This window comes from Candidatus Bathyarchaeota archaeon, assembly GCA_026014735.1.
GTDB lineage: Archaea > Thermoproteota > Bathyarchaeia > Bathyarchaeales > Bathycorpusculaceae > Bathycorpusculum.
This window is the reverse complement of sequence record JAOZHT010000001.1, coordinates 131,126-147,314: the sequence shown is the minus strand read 5'-3', so window position 1 is coordinate 147,314 and position 16,189 is coordinate 131,126. Positions and strand designations below refer to the sequence as shown.

13 protein-coding genes are annotated in these 16,189 nt (G+C 40.4%); 1 reads left to right on the top strand and 12 read right to left on the bottom strand.

Features of this window, described 5'->3' with window-relative positions:
* Positions 1–279 precede the first annotated feature (279 nt).
* Positions 280–972 (top strand): FkbM family methyltransferase, encoded by a 693-nt coding sequence (locus tag NWE93_00610; GenBank protein MCW3998724.1) that lies wholly within the window; start codon positions 280–282, stop codon positions 970–972.
* On the opposite strand, the gene NWE93_00605 is transcribed toward NWE93_00610, so the two are convergent.
* From NWE93_00605 to NWE93_00550, 12 genes are all read right to left on the bottom strand, one after another.
* Positions 953–1,903: a class I SAM-dependent methyltransferase gene (locus NWE93_00605; GenBank protein ID MCW3998723.1), complete on the bottom strand. Its 951-nt coding sequence runs from the start codon at positions 1,901–1,903 to the stop codon at positions 953–955. The genes NWE93_00610 and NWE93_00605 overlap by 20 nt on opposite strands.
* Before the next feature lie 18 nt (positions 1,904–1,921).
* Positions 1,922–3,091 carry a glycosyltransferase family 4 protein gene (locus NWE93_00600; GenBank protein MCW3998722.1) on the bottom strand — a complete coding sequence of 390 codons (1,170 nt, stop codon included), beginning with the start codon at positions 3,089–3,091 and terminating at the stop codon, positions 1,922–1,924.
* Positions 3,092–3,124: 33 nt separating this feature from the next.
* Positions 3,125–5,596, bottom strand: coding sequence for a glycosyltransferase family 39 protein (locus NWE93_00595; GenBank protein ID MCW3998721.1), 2,472 nt, complete (start codon positions 5,594–5,596; stop codon positions 3,125–3,127).
* A 197-nt stretch (positions 5,597–5,793) separates the two neighbouring features.
* The gene (locus tag NWE93_00590; protein MCW3998720.1) at positions 5,794–6,804 is read right to left on the bottom strand and encodes a glycosyltransferase family 4 protein; all 1,011 of its coding nucleotides are present in this window, start codon (positions 6,802–6,804) and stop codon (positions 5,794–5,796) included.
* Positions 6,805–6,951: 147 nt separating this feature from the next.
* The gene (locus tag NWE93_00585) at positions 6,952–7,950 is read right to left on the bottom strand and encodes a glycosyltransferase family 2 protein (GenBank protein ID MCW3998719.1); all 999 of its coding nucleotides are present in this window, start codon (positions 7,948–7,950) and stop codon (positions 6,952–6,954) included.
* 61 nt (positions 7,951–8,011) lie between these two features.
* The gene (locus NWE93_00580) at positions 8,012–8,863 is read right to left on the bottom strand and encodes a glycosyltransferase (protein MCW3998718.1); all 852 of its coding nucleotides are present in this window, start codon (positions 8,861–8,863) and stop codon (positions 8,012–8,014) included.
* A gap of 12 nt (positions 8,864–8,875) precedes the next feature.
* Positions 8,876–10,069 carry a glycosyltransferase family 4 protein gene (locus NWE93_00575; protein ID MCW3998717.1) on the bottom strand — a complete coding sequence of 398 codons (1,194 nt, stop codon included), beginning with the start codon at positions 10,067–10,069 and terminating at the stop codon, positions 8,876–8,878.
* A gap of 14 nt (positions 10,070–10,083) precedes the next feature.
* Positions 10,084–12,156: a hypothetical protein gene (locus tag NWE93_00570; protein ID MCW3998716.1), complete on the bottom strand. Its 2,073-nt coding sequence runs from the start codon at positions 12,154–12,156 to the stop codon at positions 10,084–10,086.
* A gap of 16 nt (positions 12,157–12,172) precedes the next feature.
* Positions 12,173–13,135: a glycosyltransferase family 2 protein gene (locus NWE93_00565; protein MCW3998715.1), complete on the bottom strand. Its 963-nt coding sequence runs from the start codon at positions 13,133–13,135 to the stop codon at positions 12,173–12,175.
* Between the two features lies 1 nt (position 13,136).
* On the bottom strand, positions 13,137–14,087 hold the full coding sequence (locus tag NWE93_00560) for an SDR family NAD(P)-dependent oxidoreductase (GenBank protein ID MCW3998714.1): 951 nt from the start codon (positions 14,085–14,087) through the stop codon (positions 13,137–13,139).
* Positions 14,088–14,107: 20 nt separating this feature from the next.
* The gene (locus NWE93_00555) at positions 14,108–14,479 is read right to left on the bottom strand and encodes a hypothetical protein (GenBank protein ID MCW3998713.1); all 372 of its coding nucleotides are present in this window, start codon (positions 14,477–14,479) and stop codon (positions 14,108–14,110) included.
* Positions 14,480–14,641: 162 nt separating this feature from the next.
* Positions 14,642–16,171, bottom strand: coding sequence for a hypothetical protein (locus tag NWE93_00550; GenBank protein MCW3998712.1), 1,530 nt, complete (start codon positions 16,169–16,171; stop codon positions 14,642–14,644).
* Positions 16,172–16,189: the final 18 nt, after the last annotated feature.

Sequence of the window (16,189 nt, the reverse complement as noted above, 5' to 3'; positions counted from 1 at the left end):
ATGTTTCCCTCTCAATTAAGCACAAATAGTTGCTTACCCCGCACATAAACTTTTTTAATTTATGCGCAAATAGAATGATAGTCTGATTAATTAGAACTGGTATATCATCAAAAAGAGGGGCAAAAAATTAGCGCTAATAATGATAGATTTCACAGAGTAGCAAAGGTATTTTCAAGGTTTATGATCTGGATAGATGTTCTGAAAAATGTGAACGCTATTGGATTAAAGATGCAATTAGGGCTACTTTTATCACTAATCGTTGACGTCACCCGCTTATCGATGGATTCTCAGGACGCAAAATTGCTTAAAGTTCAGTTTTCCGGAATCGTCTATTCAAGACCTTACGATGCTTACTTTTATGTCAGGGCTTTCAGTGACGACCTATATTCAATCTTACCTCGAAGAGAAGAAGACGTTTGCGACTTAATTTTATCTTCAATAAAAAGTGGAGACACATTCATAGATGTCGGAGCAAATATTGGATGCTATTCAATTCTTGTTGGAAAAATTGTAGGTAAAAATGGCCACGTGATCTCTATTGAACCAACGCCATTGACAACTCAAGTACTTAAATACAATCTTGAATTAAATGGTCTGAGAAACACAAAAGTCATCCAGAAAGCCGCTTGGAACAGTAAGGAATCAAAGATGTTTTTTGTCCCCAAAGGATTCTTCGGATGGGGAACCATCAACAGACCCAAATGTTCTGTCAGCACATATAAAGTTGAGACAATGTGCCTGGATGAATTGCAAGGGATAAACAAAATAGACCTATTAAAAATAGATGCAGAGACTGCTGAATTACAAATTCTAAAAGGAGCAAAGAATCTCTTACAAAAAACAAAAACAATCGTACTAGAAGCATCTGAGGATAGAGAACAAATCATCAGTTTTCTTATAAAAAATGGTTTTAAAGTACGACCTCTAAAATTTTGTTCTTATTTGTATGCCACTAAAGATAAGCTTTCGTAAAGAACAGAGTTGTTCCCTTCTTTAGGATATTACGATAGAAGGGTCTCAAAAGAGTATAAGCTAACGGTCGGAAAGGTTCCCAATTAACCCCATAAGTATACTGGAGGCTAAGTGGAATTTTTACCTCTCGCAGCCCGGCAAGTTTAGCCATTCGTAAAAGCGAATTACGGCTAAAACAATTAATGTGTTCCAAAGGACTAACAGCATTCAATGAATTTTTCGAGTACTTTTTTGCTGTCCAATCAGCAATACGAACTTTTCGAATGATATTATTTCCATCAGGGACACTGATCTTGATCAAGCCATGTTTCGGATCAAGTGCCTTCGCAAGGTGGATAAGAGAGTCTAAAGGGTTGCTAATATGCTCAAAAACTTGCTCAGCATTAATAAAATCAAATTTATAATTTACTAAATCACCCCATTGGACTGGAGTAATACCTTGAGAAATACAATAGTCAAGTTTGATCTTGGAAAGTTCTGAGCCATATGCTTTGCAACCGAAAGCTTTAGCCATCAACGCCCATGAACCCCAACCCATCCCAAAATCAAAAAAGCTCAGGTTTGAAGGGTTATCCCTTAAGTAAGCAACAATCATCATAACTTCTCCCGCATCATTTATGTGATAATTTAGATCGCGTCTATCCATTACTTGTTTGATGAAAGTTGGTTCGGGATCGAGCCAATTTTGATATAGTTTCTTCATTAGAAAGTCGTTAGGAATTGCTTTCTGAAAAACTAAACCGCATCTCTTACACTCGCTCAATATAAAATTAGTTTCACGCAGGTATTGATATTCTATCCGTCCTTCTGGTCCATAAAAGGACTCTATATACTGGCGAATCGGTGGATTTTCAAAAGAACAAGAAAATAAACTGATGAATTGTTCCGAGTAGCATGCGGGACAACGGGGTCGTTCTTCAAAATACTTCATAATAGTCTTGACCGTTAATCAGCTTTCAACGATAGGTTTTGATTCACGAGTAACGGTATGATAAGCATTCAGCGTATCGTTTGCAATAGAACTCCAATAATAAGCCTTAACCGTTTTGGCGCCATTTTGAGAATATTTGGAGGCTAATTCCGAATCCTTTAGCAACTTAATGATTGCCTCAGCTAAACCTTCAGCATTTGCTGGTTTTACTAGCAGACCATTATAGTCGTTGTTTATTATTTCAGTAAGACCTCCTACAGCTGTTGCCACTATAGGTTTTTCGCAAGCCATTGCCTCTAGAGCTGCTAAACTTATTGCTTCAATTAAAGAAGGGATAACTACTATGTCAGCGGCGGCATAAACAACAGGCATTTCAGCAAAAGGAATTCCTCCTGTAAATATCACATACGGATTTATCTTTAGCTCGCATACCTTACGCTGAATAGAGCGGAAGTAAGATTCAGTTCTAACTGGACCAGCAAATACAAATTTAACATTTTCCCCAACGGATTCTATTATTTTTGGGATAGCCTCGATTAAGTAAATTATCCCATTTTTAGGGGTGATCCGTCTGGGGCAAATAATTACTCTGTTTCCTGCTATACCATATTTAGTTAAGAATTGGAGACCAGACATGGGTTTGAAAAGCGATTCGTCGACACCGTTAGAAATCTCTCTAACTTCTTTTTTTCCATCACTTACTTGTTTTACATAATACTTTAATTCATAACTGGGAGTTATCACTAACTTGGAGAATTTAAGCAATAAATAATATGTTAGAAAAGTACGAAGTCTATGCCGTTTAGAAGTCAAATCAATGATGAAATTGCTTTCATGAACAGTGATAATTAGAGGCTTCCGTAAAATAATACTTAAAACAGTACCAACAATAGAGATTCTTCCTAAAGTATGTACATGAATCAGCTGAATATTATTTTGCTCAGCAAGCTTTAATGCAGCCAATATATGAGCAGAATAACTTATTTTATTGGGAGATAACCGATAAATTTTCACATTACCCATTTTTTCGTAAAAGGGAGTATTTGGTGGGCGATTGGAAACGAGAAGCGTAATGTTGCAATATAAGCCCAACGCCTTAACAAGATTATGAATATGGTTTTCGATACCTCCTTCTATAGGTGGAAGGTTTTCACCAAGCATTAAAACATTTATTGGCAGATTTGGCATGTTTTGACTAACCGTCTATTTGTAGTCTAAAAATCAGTTTGCTGCTATATAAGTTGCGGAAAGGTTGTCAAACTGAATAGTAAATGGCATAGAGGTTTCAAAAACTCCGATAACAAACCTATGAATATTAGCTAAATCTGGATAAGTGGGCGAATGACTTGAAGAATAATGTATAGGAATATCAGCTTCTTGCCATTCATTAAGACGAGTTGAAGTTAAGTAGAAAACAGCCCAATTTTCAGATTTATCAAAAATTTGGAAAAAAACCTTTCCATCCAAATCCAAGCTGGATTTCACTAATATATTAAAAAGTGTACTGTTGGAAAAATTAGATATGGGAATATCCTTGTAGATTTTAGCAATTGATTGATTGCAGTATAACGGGTTGGGTGAAAGCTGACTTTCTAGCTTTAAGCTGCTATTGCCCTGTTGAAAATCAACTTTGTCAACTGAAAGTTTTCCATAGGCAGTTATCCAGTTAATTGAATCATCCAGGGTATCGATAGTTACTGTTTCAAGACTAAAATCGCCAGTAATAATGCCTGTTGTATTATATATTAGAACATATGAGCCATCACTATTATCGACGCTATAAACAAGAGGCATAAATAGCGGAGCATTATTTGGGTCCGCATACAATCCCTGAAGGTTAACATAATAATCGTTGAATATTGGGTCAACTACGACATAATTAATTTTGCATTCCCGAACGGTAGTTAATAACTCATCCAGAGTAGTGCTTTGATTAAACATCACCGTCTCTCGACCGGTGTACCATGCCCATTCATAAGGCTTACGTGTTGCAATTATATCTTGCGAAGATGTATTGTAATTTATCCAGGCTATTGCACTGCCCATACCAGTATACAACACATTGATATTAGCTCTTTTCACCTGACCTTCTACATTTTGACTAATAGGATAAAACTGAACTACAAATAGCGTGCATACAATCACAATAATACAAATTAGAGAGATACTGACCCGGAAGGATTTTTTGCCTATATGTAACCTCTTTTCCACGGACGGTATAATTTCAGTAATTTCTTTCATAAAAACAGCGGATAGGATTGCAAATATTGGAACTGCTGACAAAAGAAGACGATTTTCAAGTACACTAATATTTGATAACATATCATTAGGGACAGATACAATATAGAAGATCGCTTGAAATATTATGAAAAGAATCAATATACCTTTTTTTCTTAAACTTTTAAAACTAATAAATGAAAGTAAACCGAAAACTATCAAAATGTATGATAGATTTTCAACATAAGCAGGTGCCAAATATTGATAAAAGCGGCTGAATAAGCCAAACGGCGCATCAACTATCACTCGGTTTTGCAATAGTGTTGAAACAGCTCCGCTCGCTGAGAAAGAAGATGAGGGATTGATAAAAACCTCGCTGAAGTAGTATGATCTAATCCAGTAAATTTCTAGTAATGTATTTAAAGTTATGAAGAAAATGCTCAGCAAACGTAACGAGATCGCGGTTCTTTTTAGATAAATAGGTATCATCAAGGCAAAAATACCCACATGGAAGATAAGCCCCACTGGAATATTTGCCGAGAATTGAATGAAGAAAATATAAAAAAAAACTAACCCCAAAATAATCAGAGAATGTTTAATGCTTCGCACTCCATCTAAAATCATGAACAAAAAAGGAATCATGAAAATAAAAAGATAAAACATTGGAAACCAAGTTATGAAAGTTAAAAATGCAAATATTGCAGCTATAATTATTTTTAGAATACCGCCTTTATTGACCGCTGATACAAAAAAATATAATGCTGAAACAAGAAAGAAAGTCATCATTATCTCAGGCCCATAAAGCATAGAAGAATATTCAAGCACTAAAGGCGCAGCAGTTACTAGTATGCCCGCTAAGAGACCGACCTTTTTACCAAAGAGTTCTTTTGAAAGCAAATAAACAGGAATGACAAGGAATACTCCAAAAAATATCACCATCATTTTACCGCTGAGATAAGACACCCCGCTTATTGCAAAGAAAAGTGATAACCCAAAGGGGGTTCCTACATGCTGCGTTAAACCCGTCAGGAAGGTCAGCGTGACCGCTGGACTGGGATCAATAATCCTTGAAGTGAAAGAACCGTTTTGAAAAATATTTCTTGCATAATCTAAATAACTCGCACCATCAGTTGCGGGCCCCAAGCTGAAATTCTGGAAAAAGAGATGTAAGATAATTGAGCCTGAAATGATAGCAATAAGGAATCCATCGACTCGTAAAAGTTCAGCCACATATTTTCTAACAGCCGATAAATCTACATGAAAACTCACATTGGGTGATCTAATAAACGAGCATATTAATATAATAAAGGCAGTTGCGATAGTCAAATATTGATAGAAGTTCAGAATACCATCATAAAATGAGGTTACCGCATATAGCATGAGAATATTAATCATTTGGAAGGCAATTCCAAATAGAGCGCTTAGTCCAAAAAGCTCAAAATTAGATGCTCCCTTGCGGATTATTAAAGTAAGCATAATCCCAGGTATGAAAACTAAAGCAATCAGACCTAATAGTAGCCGGAAAGCAAAAAGATATATGCTGACTGTTGGATCGATAGATGGCAGTAATATTGCTAGGATCAGATAGATTAAGAGGGGTAAGAACCTCGAAAGCCTAATCTTGCTCGAGGCTTCAAAAAAAAGGCTTTTTAGCATAGAAATAGAGACCAAGCTCAAGCATCTGGTTTTTTATTCAATTCAGCCATTTGTTTAAACTCTGGAACAAAAAAACGCTTGACAATATTGTCCCAACTATATTTGGGCATGACTTCATCCAAAGAACTTAGCCATTTAGCATCGGATTTCTTTAGACACGCCTGACGTAATTTTGCTTGAATACCGTCTACGGATGGTTCAGTTAGTGTGCAAAGCTCAAAAACTTCATTGGGCAAATTCATTTGAGACGTTACTAAAATATTTGTACCAGCAGCTAAACTCTCATATACCTTTAGGGGCTGACCAAAAAATTTTCCGCCGAGCTGTGTTTTTCGATAAGGAGCCAGCGACAAATCGCATATTCTGAGATAAGCATATATTTTTTCCTTGGAAACTTCGCCAAGGTATTTTACCCGGTTTGACCGCTCTTTGGCTAGATCACTAATCATTTGCGCATATGGACCCCAACCAGCAATTAGATAATAAAATGGTCCAACGTCATTTTTTATTAGCTCGATAATAATATCTATACCTTTATCTGCACTTAATTCGCCAAAATAACATATGATAGGTCGGCCTCTTGGAAGATTGTTTTTGAGTTTTTCTACTTCATCAACGTCTGCATGAGACTTTGAAGGATCAAAGCCATTGGGCATCAAAATTACTTTTCCTTGCAAGAATCGATTATGAAGCCAGAGATAATCAGCCACATTTTTGCTAATTAGGAAAATTTTCGAACAATGTTTTAGACTGTATCTTAGCCACAAAAAACTAGTCAATCGCGTCTTAACATCATAAGGGGGGACATGGATTTCAACTGCTGAGGGTATTTTGAAAACGTTGCCGAAAAATGGTCCAAAACCGTCATAAAGCAAACTTTCACCCTCCATGCGCTCCAGAATCAAGTCTATTCTTTCTTTAACAATGATAATTTTAAGTCTCAAAAGGATAGCTAAAGGATTTTTCGAAACCGGAATTAGCTCAAGATTCTCTTCTTTAGAGCCCTTCTTTAAATACGGAGAAGCCAAAAAAACTTTTATTCCATTTTTGGAAAGTGATCGTGCAAACTCTATTGTACGTTGACTTCCAGCATACCCAGGAGAACCCACTGCTGGACAATAGTATAGTAATCGAAGATTATTTTGAGTCAGAAAATCAGTAACCGTTATAGCGCTTTAGCGTTGCTGTTCTGTTATAGATTTGCGATAGCTTTTACGTAGTTTGGGGAGCTTTATCAAACAAGGGATTAGCGAAACAAAAAACAGTGAAATCGTCAGCGCTTCCATTTTTATTGCTTCATGGAATAATCTTACGGGGGAACCCTTCTTCGAATCCAGCTTTTGAAGTACAGAATCTTTTTTGAGAAATTTAGATGCATCCCAAATAAATGTTTTAAACGGAAACTGTAATAAATATGTAATAACGGATTCCATATCATAGTTTTTGAATATAAGTAGTGTTGTATTTCTATAGGTTAAATAGAGCTTTCTAATTGGAAAGTTAGAAAAAGACATTGAGCCATAATGATACACTTTCGCCTGCGAAGTAACTACTTTATAACCAGCTGCTTTTGCACGATAACATAGATCTTGGTCTTCACAATATGCATAAAAGTCGGGGTCAAAAAGCCCAATTTTTTGAACAAGTTCTCTTTTTATTGCTAATGCAGCTCCAGAAACGAAGTCTATTTCACTGATTTTATTGAATTGTCCTTTGTCTTCATATCCGCTGCCCACTGTTTCCCAGAAACCAAGCCATTTTTTTGAAAAACCTATCGATTGGATAATCTTTGTTTCCGGATAATAAAGGCGACAACCAACAATGCCAACTTCAGGGTCATTAGCTTTATTTACTATGTCCTTGAGCCAAGCTCGGTCGACCATTACATCATTATTGAGCAATACAATCAATTGCCCAGAAGAATTGTCAACACCAATGTTATTTCCTATACAGTAACCATAATTCTTATCATTCTTAATTAAGATAATCCGCCCGAATTTCGCAATAGAATCTGCACTTTTGTCTGTGCTTCCATTATCCACAACCAATATTTCAATCAATTCTTTTGGATAATCTGTTTCTAACACAGATTGAACACACTTTCTAACGTAATCGCCGCCATTCCAATTGAGAATTACTATGGAGACCGAAGGAAAAAATTTATTCACCGCCATTTGACAGTTCTCGAACAAGTTAAAGTTGTAGAACGCTTTGCCGACGTCGTAAAATTCGAAATCACTGATTTCTTTCATTAAAGCTAATTGAACTAAGATAGCCTAATATCAGCGCAGTATTTTCAAGGACTTTGATAAACATGAAGCCTAAAATATAACGGGCGCAATATTCTGGAAACCTAAATAGATTTTGAATGTAGAAAATACCAGTAGTGGTGTACACCTTATCAAGAGCTAACCCCAACTCTTGTGCTTGTTTGTTGAATAACATAGCAGTTTTTCCATACAAGAATTTTTTTTGAAAAATTTTTCTTATCCCTTCGGTTGGATAATGTATGATCACATAATTACTTTTATTGAATTTTTTGCCCCGCTTAAGCCAATCAAATTTTAGAATAACATCTTCGCCGAGAACGAGGTTTTCATTGAAACCTTCTGAGGTTAAAAAGCCTTCTTTAGAAATAAAACGAAGCGTATAATTAGCAACATCAAGTTCACTACCAAATTTACTATTAATGATATCGCCGAGACACCTTGATTTCCCCAGATAGGTAAAACCCGTATCTATGGTAATAATTAATATACCATCGACATTTTTGCTTACACTTTTTGTAATACAATCTGCTATTAGTTTTGGATGAATAGTCTCATCTGAATCTAAGAACAGCAGCCACTTACCTTTCGAACGTAACGCACCTAAATTGCGCTGGTAAGTACGACTAGCCTTTTCTGACCTAATAATTGTTAGAGGATATTTACTTGCAAGAGAAAGGGTTCTGTCTGTGCTCCCCCCATCAACTAAAATTACCTCCAACGGCTTGTACGTCTGAGCGATTACTGAGTTCAAGCATGCCTCAAGAACTCTTTCTGAATTGTATGTAGGAACAATTATAGATACGTGCTCTTGCAACATAATCACAGTAATTTAAACATATCTCTTCATTGAATTCATGACTTTTAGTCCGATTTTTTCTAGGCTCGAGTTATTCTCAACAAAGCACCTGCCTGCTTTCCCCATTGATAAAGCAACTTCTGGATTTTGAGATAGGAAAAGGATCGCTTTAGATAACTCACCTGGTTGACCTGGCTTAACTACCACGCCCGATTTCGATGCGTTAATGTAATTTACTGGTTCCCCTTCTGCACAACAAATAATTGGTTTACCTACAGCTTGATATTCGTATAGCTTTGAGGGAATTCCGGGATATGGGTTGCCATAATCCCTCAGAGGCAGAATTAAGGCGTCAGCCGTATTCAAGAGGTTCGCAACTTCGCGTCTTGAGTTAAGAAGCTTATCGCTTAGATCAACATTGGTTAAATTTAGTTCTTTGATTCTATTCCTCAAAGATTCCAAGCATTCGCCTGATCCATGAAGGATAAATTTTACATCCAACTGTTTTTCCTTAAGAATTTTTGCAGCCTGGAAAATCTGCTCGAAATCGTATCCAACTCCAAAAACGCCAGCGTATATGACTGTAAAGGAGTTATGAGGGGCATAGCTAAACCCTGATTTTTTAAATTCTGAGGTATCGACCCCTATTTCGATAACGTGGACCTTGCTTTTTTCTACACAGTACTTACTTGTAATCGTTGGACAATAGCCAGGACTGATTGGGGCTAACGCGTCAGCTTGAACATAATAAAATCTATACAATTTCGCAGCTGTTTTTAACATTAAAGAGTTTTCGTTTGCAAGTTTTAATTTTGGCATATCCTCAAGGGTTAAATCGCAAACATCAAGCACTAAGGGCACTCTTTTCAGTTTACTATATACTAAGCCAGGAGTCCAACTGGTTCCAAAGACTACATCTGTGCGGCCCACAAACGGAAAAGCGAATAAAGCTGAAAAAGCAAAGAAAGCCATTAAGAATAACCTCTTGAAAAAGCCCTGTGACTTTACTGGAGGCATCAATGTCCTGATTATTTTGGTCTGCCCCAACCATTCTACTTTAATTGGGGCCCAACGATAAGACGGGGGAATTTTGCCATGCGGATAGTGTGGAAAGGCAGCAATGACTGTAACCTTACAACCGTTCAGAGTTAACCCTTTGACTAAATTGTTTGTCCGAGTAGCGACGCCTCCAAGGTCAGGTGGAAAATACTGGGTAATCAGGAGCACATTCAAGTTAGCAATTAATCCTTTTTGAAGGGTTTAAAGTAAAGTCTGGGCGCATTATTAATTACTTCAATTGCCTTGTTCATGTCGAAGTCGATGGCTTGTCCGTACCATTCAATCGACTTGACTCGTGGCTTGTTTTCTTCTTTGATGATCTCGTATGCCTCTTCGCGGGTCAGTTTTCCTTCGCGGATTTGGTGACTTCTGAAAATATCGAATTCTGTGAAGCCCGCCATTGTCAGGTAAATGTAGTTGTAGAATGCTGCTGTTCCATCATCGGTGCGCCATGTTGCTATGGTGTCGGTTTCTTTTTCCCAGTTAAACTTGTCAACGATGGTTTGGACGATTTGTTTTTCATCCCAATCCAGATAATGGAAGAGGTAGAGGTAATCGTCGGTCAAAACATATGACGAGTAGAAGGCAAATAACGTGTCAAACATGGATTTGTTGATGTATGCGGGGTTTAAGATGAACTGCTTGAGGTAATAGGACATGATTTTGAGTTTGTTCTTCGATGAGATGCCGGTCATGCGTTTGAGCGCATTGTTTTTACCCTGCGTTGTAACGTTGCAGAAGCCATATTTGAAAAGGCCTGTTCCCTCTTCGCCCTCATAGCCGCCGCAGAAGATGAAAAGTTTAATTCCTGTTTGTTTGCGGACTTTATGGAAGTAATAGTAGAATTGCTTGTCGCCCGCCATTAGAATTGGGACCATGCCGAGGTCGGGTCTTTTTAGCCAAGCTTTGAGGTTTTTGCGGATGTTGATGCGTTTAGTTCGAATATCCGCAGAGATCACGATGTGCTCAATTCCGAGTTTACCCACGACCCTTGCCTGATTGCGCCTAGCAAGGTCATTTACCATGCCCCAGTCGTAGGTGAAGGTTATTGGATTCAACTTCAGAGTGTTCTTGATGTAATCCAAGCCAAACGCGCTGTCTCTGCCGCCGCTAAATCCGATAAGTACATCGGGCTCGCCGGTGCTGCTGCGGTAGCTGGAGACGAATTCTTGGAGGTCTTTTTCGCTTTTTCGGTAGCATCCCCGGGTTTCGTAGTCTCGGCAGTAGCTGCATACGCCCTCTTCGTCGAAGCTTATGTAGGGCATAGTTTCGGGGAGCAGACAACGAGTGCACCTTTTTAGCATGGTTGGATTTGCAAATAGGTTTTCCCAGTTCTGCATCATGGACTGTTTTATGTCTTCATGTAGTTGGAATTGGCTTGTATCCGGCGGCGGCACAACAGTGGTATCGTATAGCTCAACGATATGCGCTTTAGAGCCGGATGCGTTTACAGAAAAGGGGTCCGCCGCGGGGTCGCTTAATGCAAAATCATGCTTATGCTCAAGGTTGAGGTCTAATATGCACCCGTAACCGGCTTTAACCTGCACAACCGCGTTTGGGCTGAACCATTTCCTCAACAATTCATGGGTTAGGATTTGCTGGAGGATGAATTTCTCTGAGGCAAAAACAAGCATTTCCATGTTTTCGCTATATGCCATGTAGAGGGAACCCGTATTTGTGGCTAATGCCAAACTGTTTTCGCCATCGAACTGTATTGCAACCGACGCAGAGCCCTCAATGCATTGAAACACACGCTTCATCGACTCCGCCGTGCTGTTGCCCTGAGCCTTAAACATTTGGAGCAAGCTAAGGAAAACTTCAGTGTCTACGTCATATTTCTTTTTGATAGAAGCAAACTCTTTCCATAAGCTACCGTCGTTTACTATTATGCCATTGTGGATTCCCACCGCCCCATCTTTAACGACGGGCTGGTTATTTGTGTTGATTTCGCTTTTTCCGTTAGTTTGCAGCCGAGAGTGACCTAAAACAGCAATGGGAGCCTCAAGTTTACCTTCAGGGTAGGCTTGTTTGAGTTTCTCTTTGAACAATGCCTTGTACTGCTCGGTCTTGATTAGTTTTGATGATGAAACCGGTTCCTTTAGGACATAGATTTGGTCGGCGACTCTTAGCGCTATGCCTGAGGCTTCTTTTCCACGTGACTCAGAGAGCCGGAAGAGGCTGTTGACGACCCTGTTAAGTTCTGCAGGGGACAGGTTGAGGTTCTTTCCGATTACAATTCCGAATATGCCGCACATAGGGGTCTGCCGTGGTTTAGCTAGACTGAATTTTGTTAGCTATTCTAGAGATCGAATACAAAGTAATCGCAGTTGAGATCAGGAAGAAACCGATTAGAATAAAGCCAATCGAGGCTAAAGCGATGTTAGTCATTATCTCTCCCTCTATGGCGTATAGCTGCATCATCCAGACTCCAAATACTGTTCCAGCCATCAAGCACAATATGCCAGGTATCCCCAGAAATGGAAGAGGTCTATCTTCAACTATGAGCTTAATAAGGGACATGATAAGGCCTATTCCATGTGACAGCGGATGCTTAGTTGATGTATCTGAGGTATTATCCCCGTATTTGCAGGTGACCGGGACTTCACAGATGTTTAATCCATTTTTCCTGATTGAACGGATAAGCTCTATGCTGGCACTCATGCCTTTCTCAGATATGTTGCCCAGGGTTTCCATGGCGGTCCTGCTGTAGGCTCTATAGCCACTTTGGGAGTCACTTACCGCGTTTTTCCCCGAGCCGTTGCTTAATTTTGTTATGACTTTAACTCCGAGTTGGCGATAGGCAGGCATTTCAGCGGTGCCGTCTTTGGTTATAAATCGGCTGCCTAAAACAACCTCCGCTACACCTGCTTCGATGGGCTTGACCAGTCGGGGAATCTCGGAGGGATCATGCTGCCCATCGGAGTCGAGGGTAACTAATACATCAGCCTTCAAATCCCTGGCCCGCTTAAACAAGCTCTGTAAGGCGGCACCGTACCCCAGATTCTTGTAGTGTCGAATTACGATGGCGCCGAGGCGCTCGGCAATTTCGGGGGTTGAGTCAGCTGAGCCATCATCGCAAACGACGACTATGTTGGCGTGTTTTTGGGCGCCTAATACCACTTTGGCAATGGTTCTTTCTTCATTGAACGCCGGTATGCCAACGACAACAAGCAAACCGCTTGCTGTAAGATCGATTTTTCCCAGCATTTTACAGGTTTCGTCTACTTCAACCATACTAGTCCACCATCGAGCCTGCTTCCAGTAAAGTGCGCAAGCCAGTTTTCAGTGAAACCTGGGGTGCATATCCCAAGTGTAGGTTAGCTTTAGAAATATCGGCGTAGCTGTCTTTGATGTCTCCGGCTCTGGCGGGGAAGTAGTTGATCGGCAAGTCTTCGCCAGATAGCTCTAGAAGAGTTGTGGCTAACTCTTTAATGGAAGTTGCCTTGCCTGACCCAATGTTGAATATTTGCCCAACCGCGTCCTCGCAGGTCATGGCCAAATAAACAGCCTCGGCAACATCTTTTACATTAACGAAGTCCCGCGTCTGTGAACCATCACCATAGATCACTAGCGGTTCCTTGCGGGTTATCCGGTCTACAAAGCGGGTAATCACTCCGCTGTAATCATTTAGACCCTGTCTTGGTCCATAAACGTTGAAGAAGCGTAAGACCACAGACTGCAGCATCTCCCGCTCTTTGAAGCCCAAGCAGTAGCGTTCGCCCAAGAGTTTGGATTCAGCGTAAGGGGATATGGGATTAGGATGCGCTAGCTCAGTTACGGGGAGACTGACGGGTTCTCCACATACGGCGCAGCTGGAAATGAAAACAAACCGTTTTACTTTTGCCTCGATGCTTGCTTTGAGCAAGTTGAGGGTTCCACGGAGGTTAATATCGAATGTTAACTCAGGATTTACTACAGATAAGGGTACGCTTATCATTGCGGCAAAGTGCAGAACAGCATCCGCAGCCTGCAAGTTCTCGCGAATAAAGGATTCATCACGTATGTCCCCTTTGATTAAAGTCGCTTTGCCCGAAGCCAGATGCGAGTTTATGTTCTCCATCTTTCCAGAGGACAAGTCATCTATAATCCTGACTGAGTAACCTTCCCTGACTAAGCGGTCGACCACGTGGCTGCCTATAAAGCCAGCGCCGCCGGTAACCAGAACCTGCCCCATTGCTTTAGCCATTTAAAGTTACAACTACCACGTCATTTATTCGCCTGCAGCACTGCTAAGTATATTGCAAAGGACCAATCAGTCGACCAGCGTTTTGCAGAAGCGTTTCCCCAGCTTTGGGCGATTTGGCTGGTTTTCTCTGCAAGGGAGCGTCCGACTGTGTGGGCTAACCGGTGGATTCGGCTCATCAATAATTCTTCCAGCTTTCCTACGACGGCAAAGATACTTTTTGCAAGATGTGGGCTGCGGATGTTCTCAGTTACTTTTATCGTTAAATCTACAAGCACTCGGTCTATTCTGGGCAGGGCTCTGTACCATACGCCTGCACGTACGGCTTTCCGTTTGAGATTTGCTAGTTGTATTCTGTTTAGGATTTTAGCTGAATACCCCTGAACCTTTTCCACTAAGATAGCCTCTCTCGGATGTCTTACTTTTTCTGTTTTGTCAGCTAAAAAAGCTTGTGGTCGCGGGATGAATATTATATGGAATATTGATGCATCAGATAAGCATTCAACTTTCAGTTTAGAAGAAAAATCTTAGAAAAAATCATAAATTTCGCCACCGAATCATTTCGAATACAAGAAAACACCCATATTACTGTACTGATGAACCAGACGGAAATCAGAAGGCAAAGAAGACACCCTATACCATGCATCCTCACCATTTATCCACCAAATCGTGTAAACCGTATGTCCCTCAGCCACAGCCTGATTTGACCTATCAATCATCCCGTTTACAATCGAGGTTTCATTTTGTACATAATCCCACATGGAATCCGGTACAGCCTGAATAACAGGCTTGCCATCGCCGTAAATTTTTATTAAATCATATAATGCATAGTGCGTTACGATCACAGAGTCGTTAGATGTGTTGGTGTTTATCCAATCAACACAGGCAATTAAAGAGGGATTATCTTTGATGGGGATTGTATTTTGTATCATACTGGACGGTATGTAAGTCAAGTAGGGGTTCTGAGTTGAGAAGACCGATATCTGATTCTCAGGAGTCGCGGTTAAATAGAACCCGGAGAGCACCAAAATCAAAGTCATGTAGGAAAGCGCCAAGACCTTGGGCAGCGGCTTAAATTTGATTTTATGCTTAATCCGCAGGTTCCACAGCCTATCTAACCCTTCAACCGCAAAGAACAGCAGAGGATACACCAGCAGGTAAACCCAGCGGTTCCAATAATACAGCGGTAAATTGGGGAAAAAGGCCAGCAGCAAAACAGCTGCAACACACCAAACCGCCCAAAACTTTAGCAATCGATCTTTGCAGCTGCTCAAGCCCAGCAAGGCAAGCGGCGCTATTAGGATGTAACAGTAAACCAGCAACCCCACCATATGCAAACCTAAAGCAAAGGAGGGCTCTTGAGCGACACTTTGGGGCGGTATGGCTATCGCGCCAGCTCGGGGAGAATAGGTTCTGAAAAGAAAGAAAAGCCCCGCGGGAATTAACGAAAGAATCAGGAGGAGCGAGGACCTCCGAGAGGACCTGAGCAAATACAGCGCCTCAAGCCCCAAGACAAAAAACATTATAACCGAAACAAGCTGGTGACTGAAAACTGTTAATAATGTAAATACCAAGGCAAGGGGAAAGCGCCAGTTAGATTTAACCGACTTTACTACGATTAGAGCGGCGAATAGAAAAACCAAAGCGAAACTTTGGGCATATAAGTCCCAGGAGTTGCGCAGCGAAACAAAAAACGTGGCAACTAGCAGGGCCACCAAGAATGATTTGAAATTACTCCAGCCTAAGCCTCGCCGGGCATAAAGAAACATCATCAGGGCAACCATGCCCATCAAGATTGGGCCCAAAATATTCAAGACAAAAACTGTGTCGTTAAAAACCCAGTTAAGTAACGTTGCAAACGAATAGAATAATTGACTATAAATGAAAACACTTGGACCCGATAGCAGAACATGGCCCGACCCTATTAACGGAACAACGGTCAAGGTGTCAAGGCCTAGGAGGTAGGGCCAAGCCAGCATGGTGGGTATTGCCCTGATCAAGAGAGGAATAAAGAACGCCGCTAAAAGCCACAGGTTGCTTCTGAGAATGCACCAGAGTTTGCCGAGGTAGCGGTTTGCAGCCATCACCAATCAAACCCAAGATGC

Excerpts from the sequence above, each read along its gene's own strand:
- NWE93_00600 (MCW3998722.1), bottom strand. The coding sequence starts at position 3,091 with ATGCCAAATCTGCCAATAAATGTTTTAATGCTTGGTGAAAACCTTCCA.
- NWE93_00610 (MCW3998724.1), top strand. The coding sequence starts at position 280 with ATGGATTCTCAGGACGCAAAATTGCTTAAAGTTCAGTTTTCCGGAATC.
- NWE93_00565 (MCW3998715.1), bottom strand. The coding sequence starts at position 13,135 with ATGGTTGAAGTAGACGAAACCTGTAAAATGCTGGGAAAAATCGATCTT.
- NWE93_00605 (MCW3998723.1), bottom strand. The coding sequence starts at position 1,903 with ATGAAGTATTTTGAAGAACGACCCCGTTGTCCCGCATGCTACTCGGAA.
- NWE93_00595 (MCW3998721.1), bottom strand. The coding sequence starts at position 5,596 with ATGCTTACTTTAATAATCCGCAAGGGAGCATCTAATTTTGAGCTTTTT.
- NWE93_00560 (MCW3998714.1), bottom strand. The coding sequence starts at position 14,087 with ATGGCTAAAGCAATGGGGCAGGTTCTGGTTACCGGCGGCGCTGGCTTT.
- NWE93_00580 (MCW3998718.1), bottom strand. The coding sequence starts at position 8,863 with ATGTTGCAAGAGCACGTATCTATAATTGTTCCTACATACAATTCAGAA.
- NWE93_00570 (MCW3998716.1), bottom strand. The coding sequence starts at position 12,156 with ATGTGCGGCATATTCGGAATTGTAATCGGAAAGAACCTCAACCTGTCC.
- NWE93_00585 (MCW3998719.1), bottom strand. The coding sequence starts at position 7,950 with ATGGCGGTGAATAAATTTTTTCCTTCGGTCTCCATAGTAATTCTCAAT.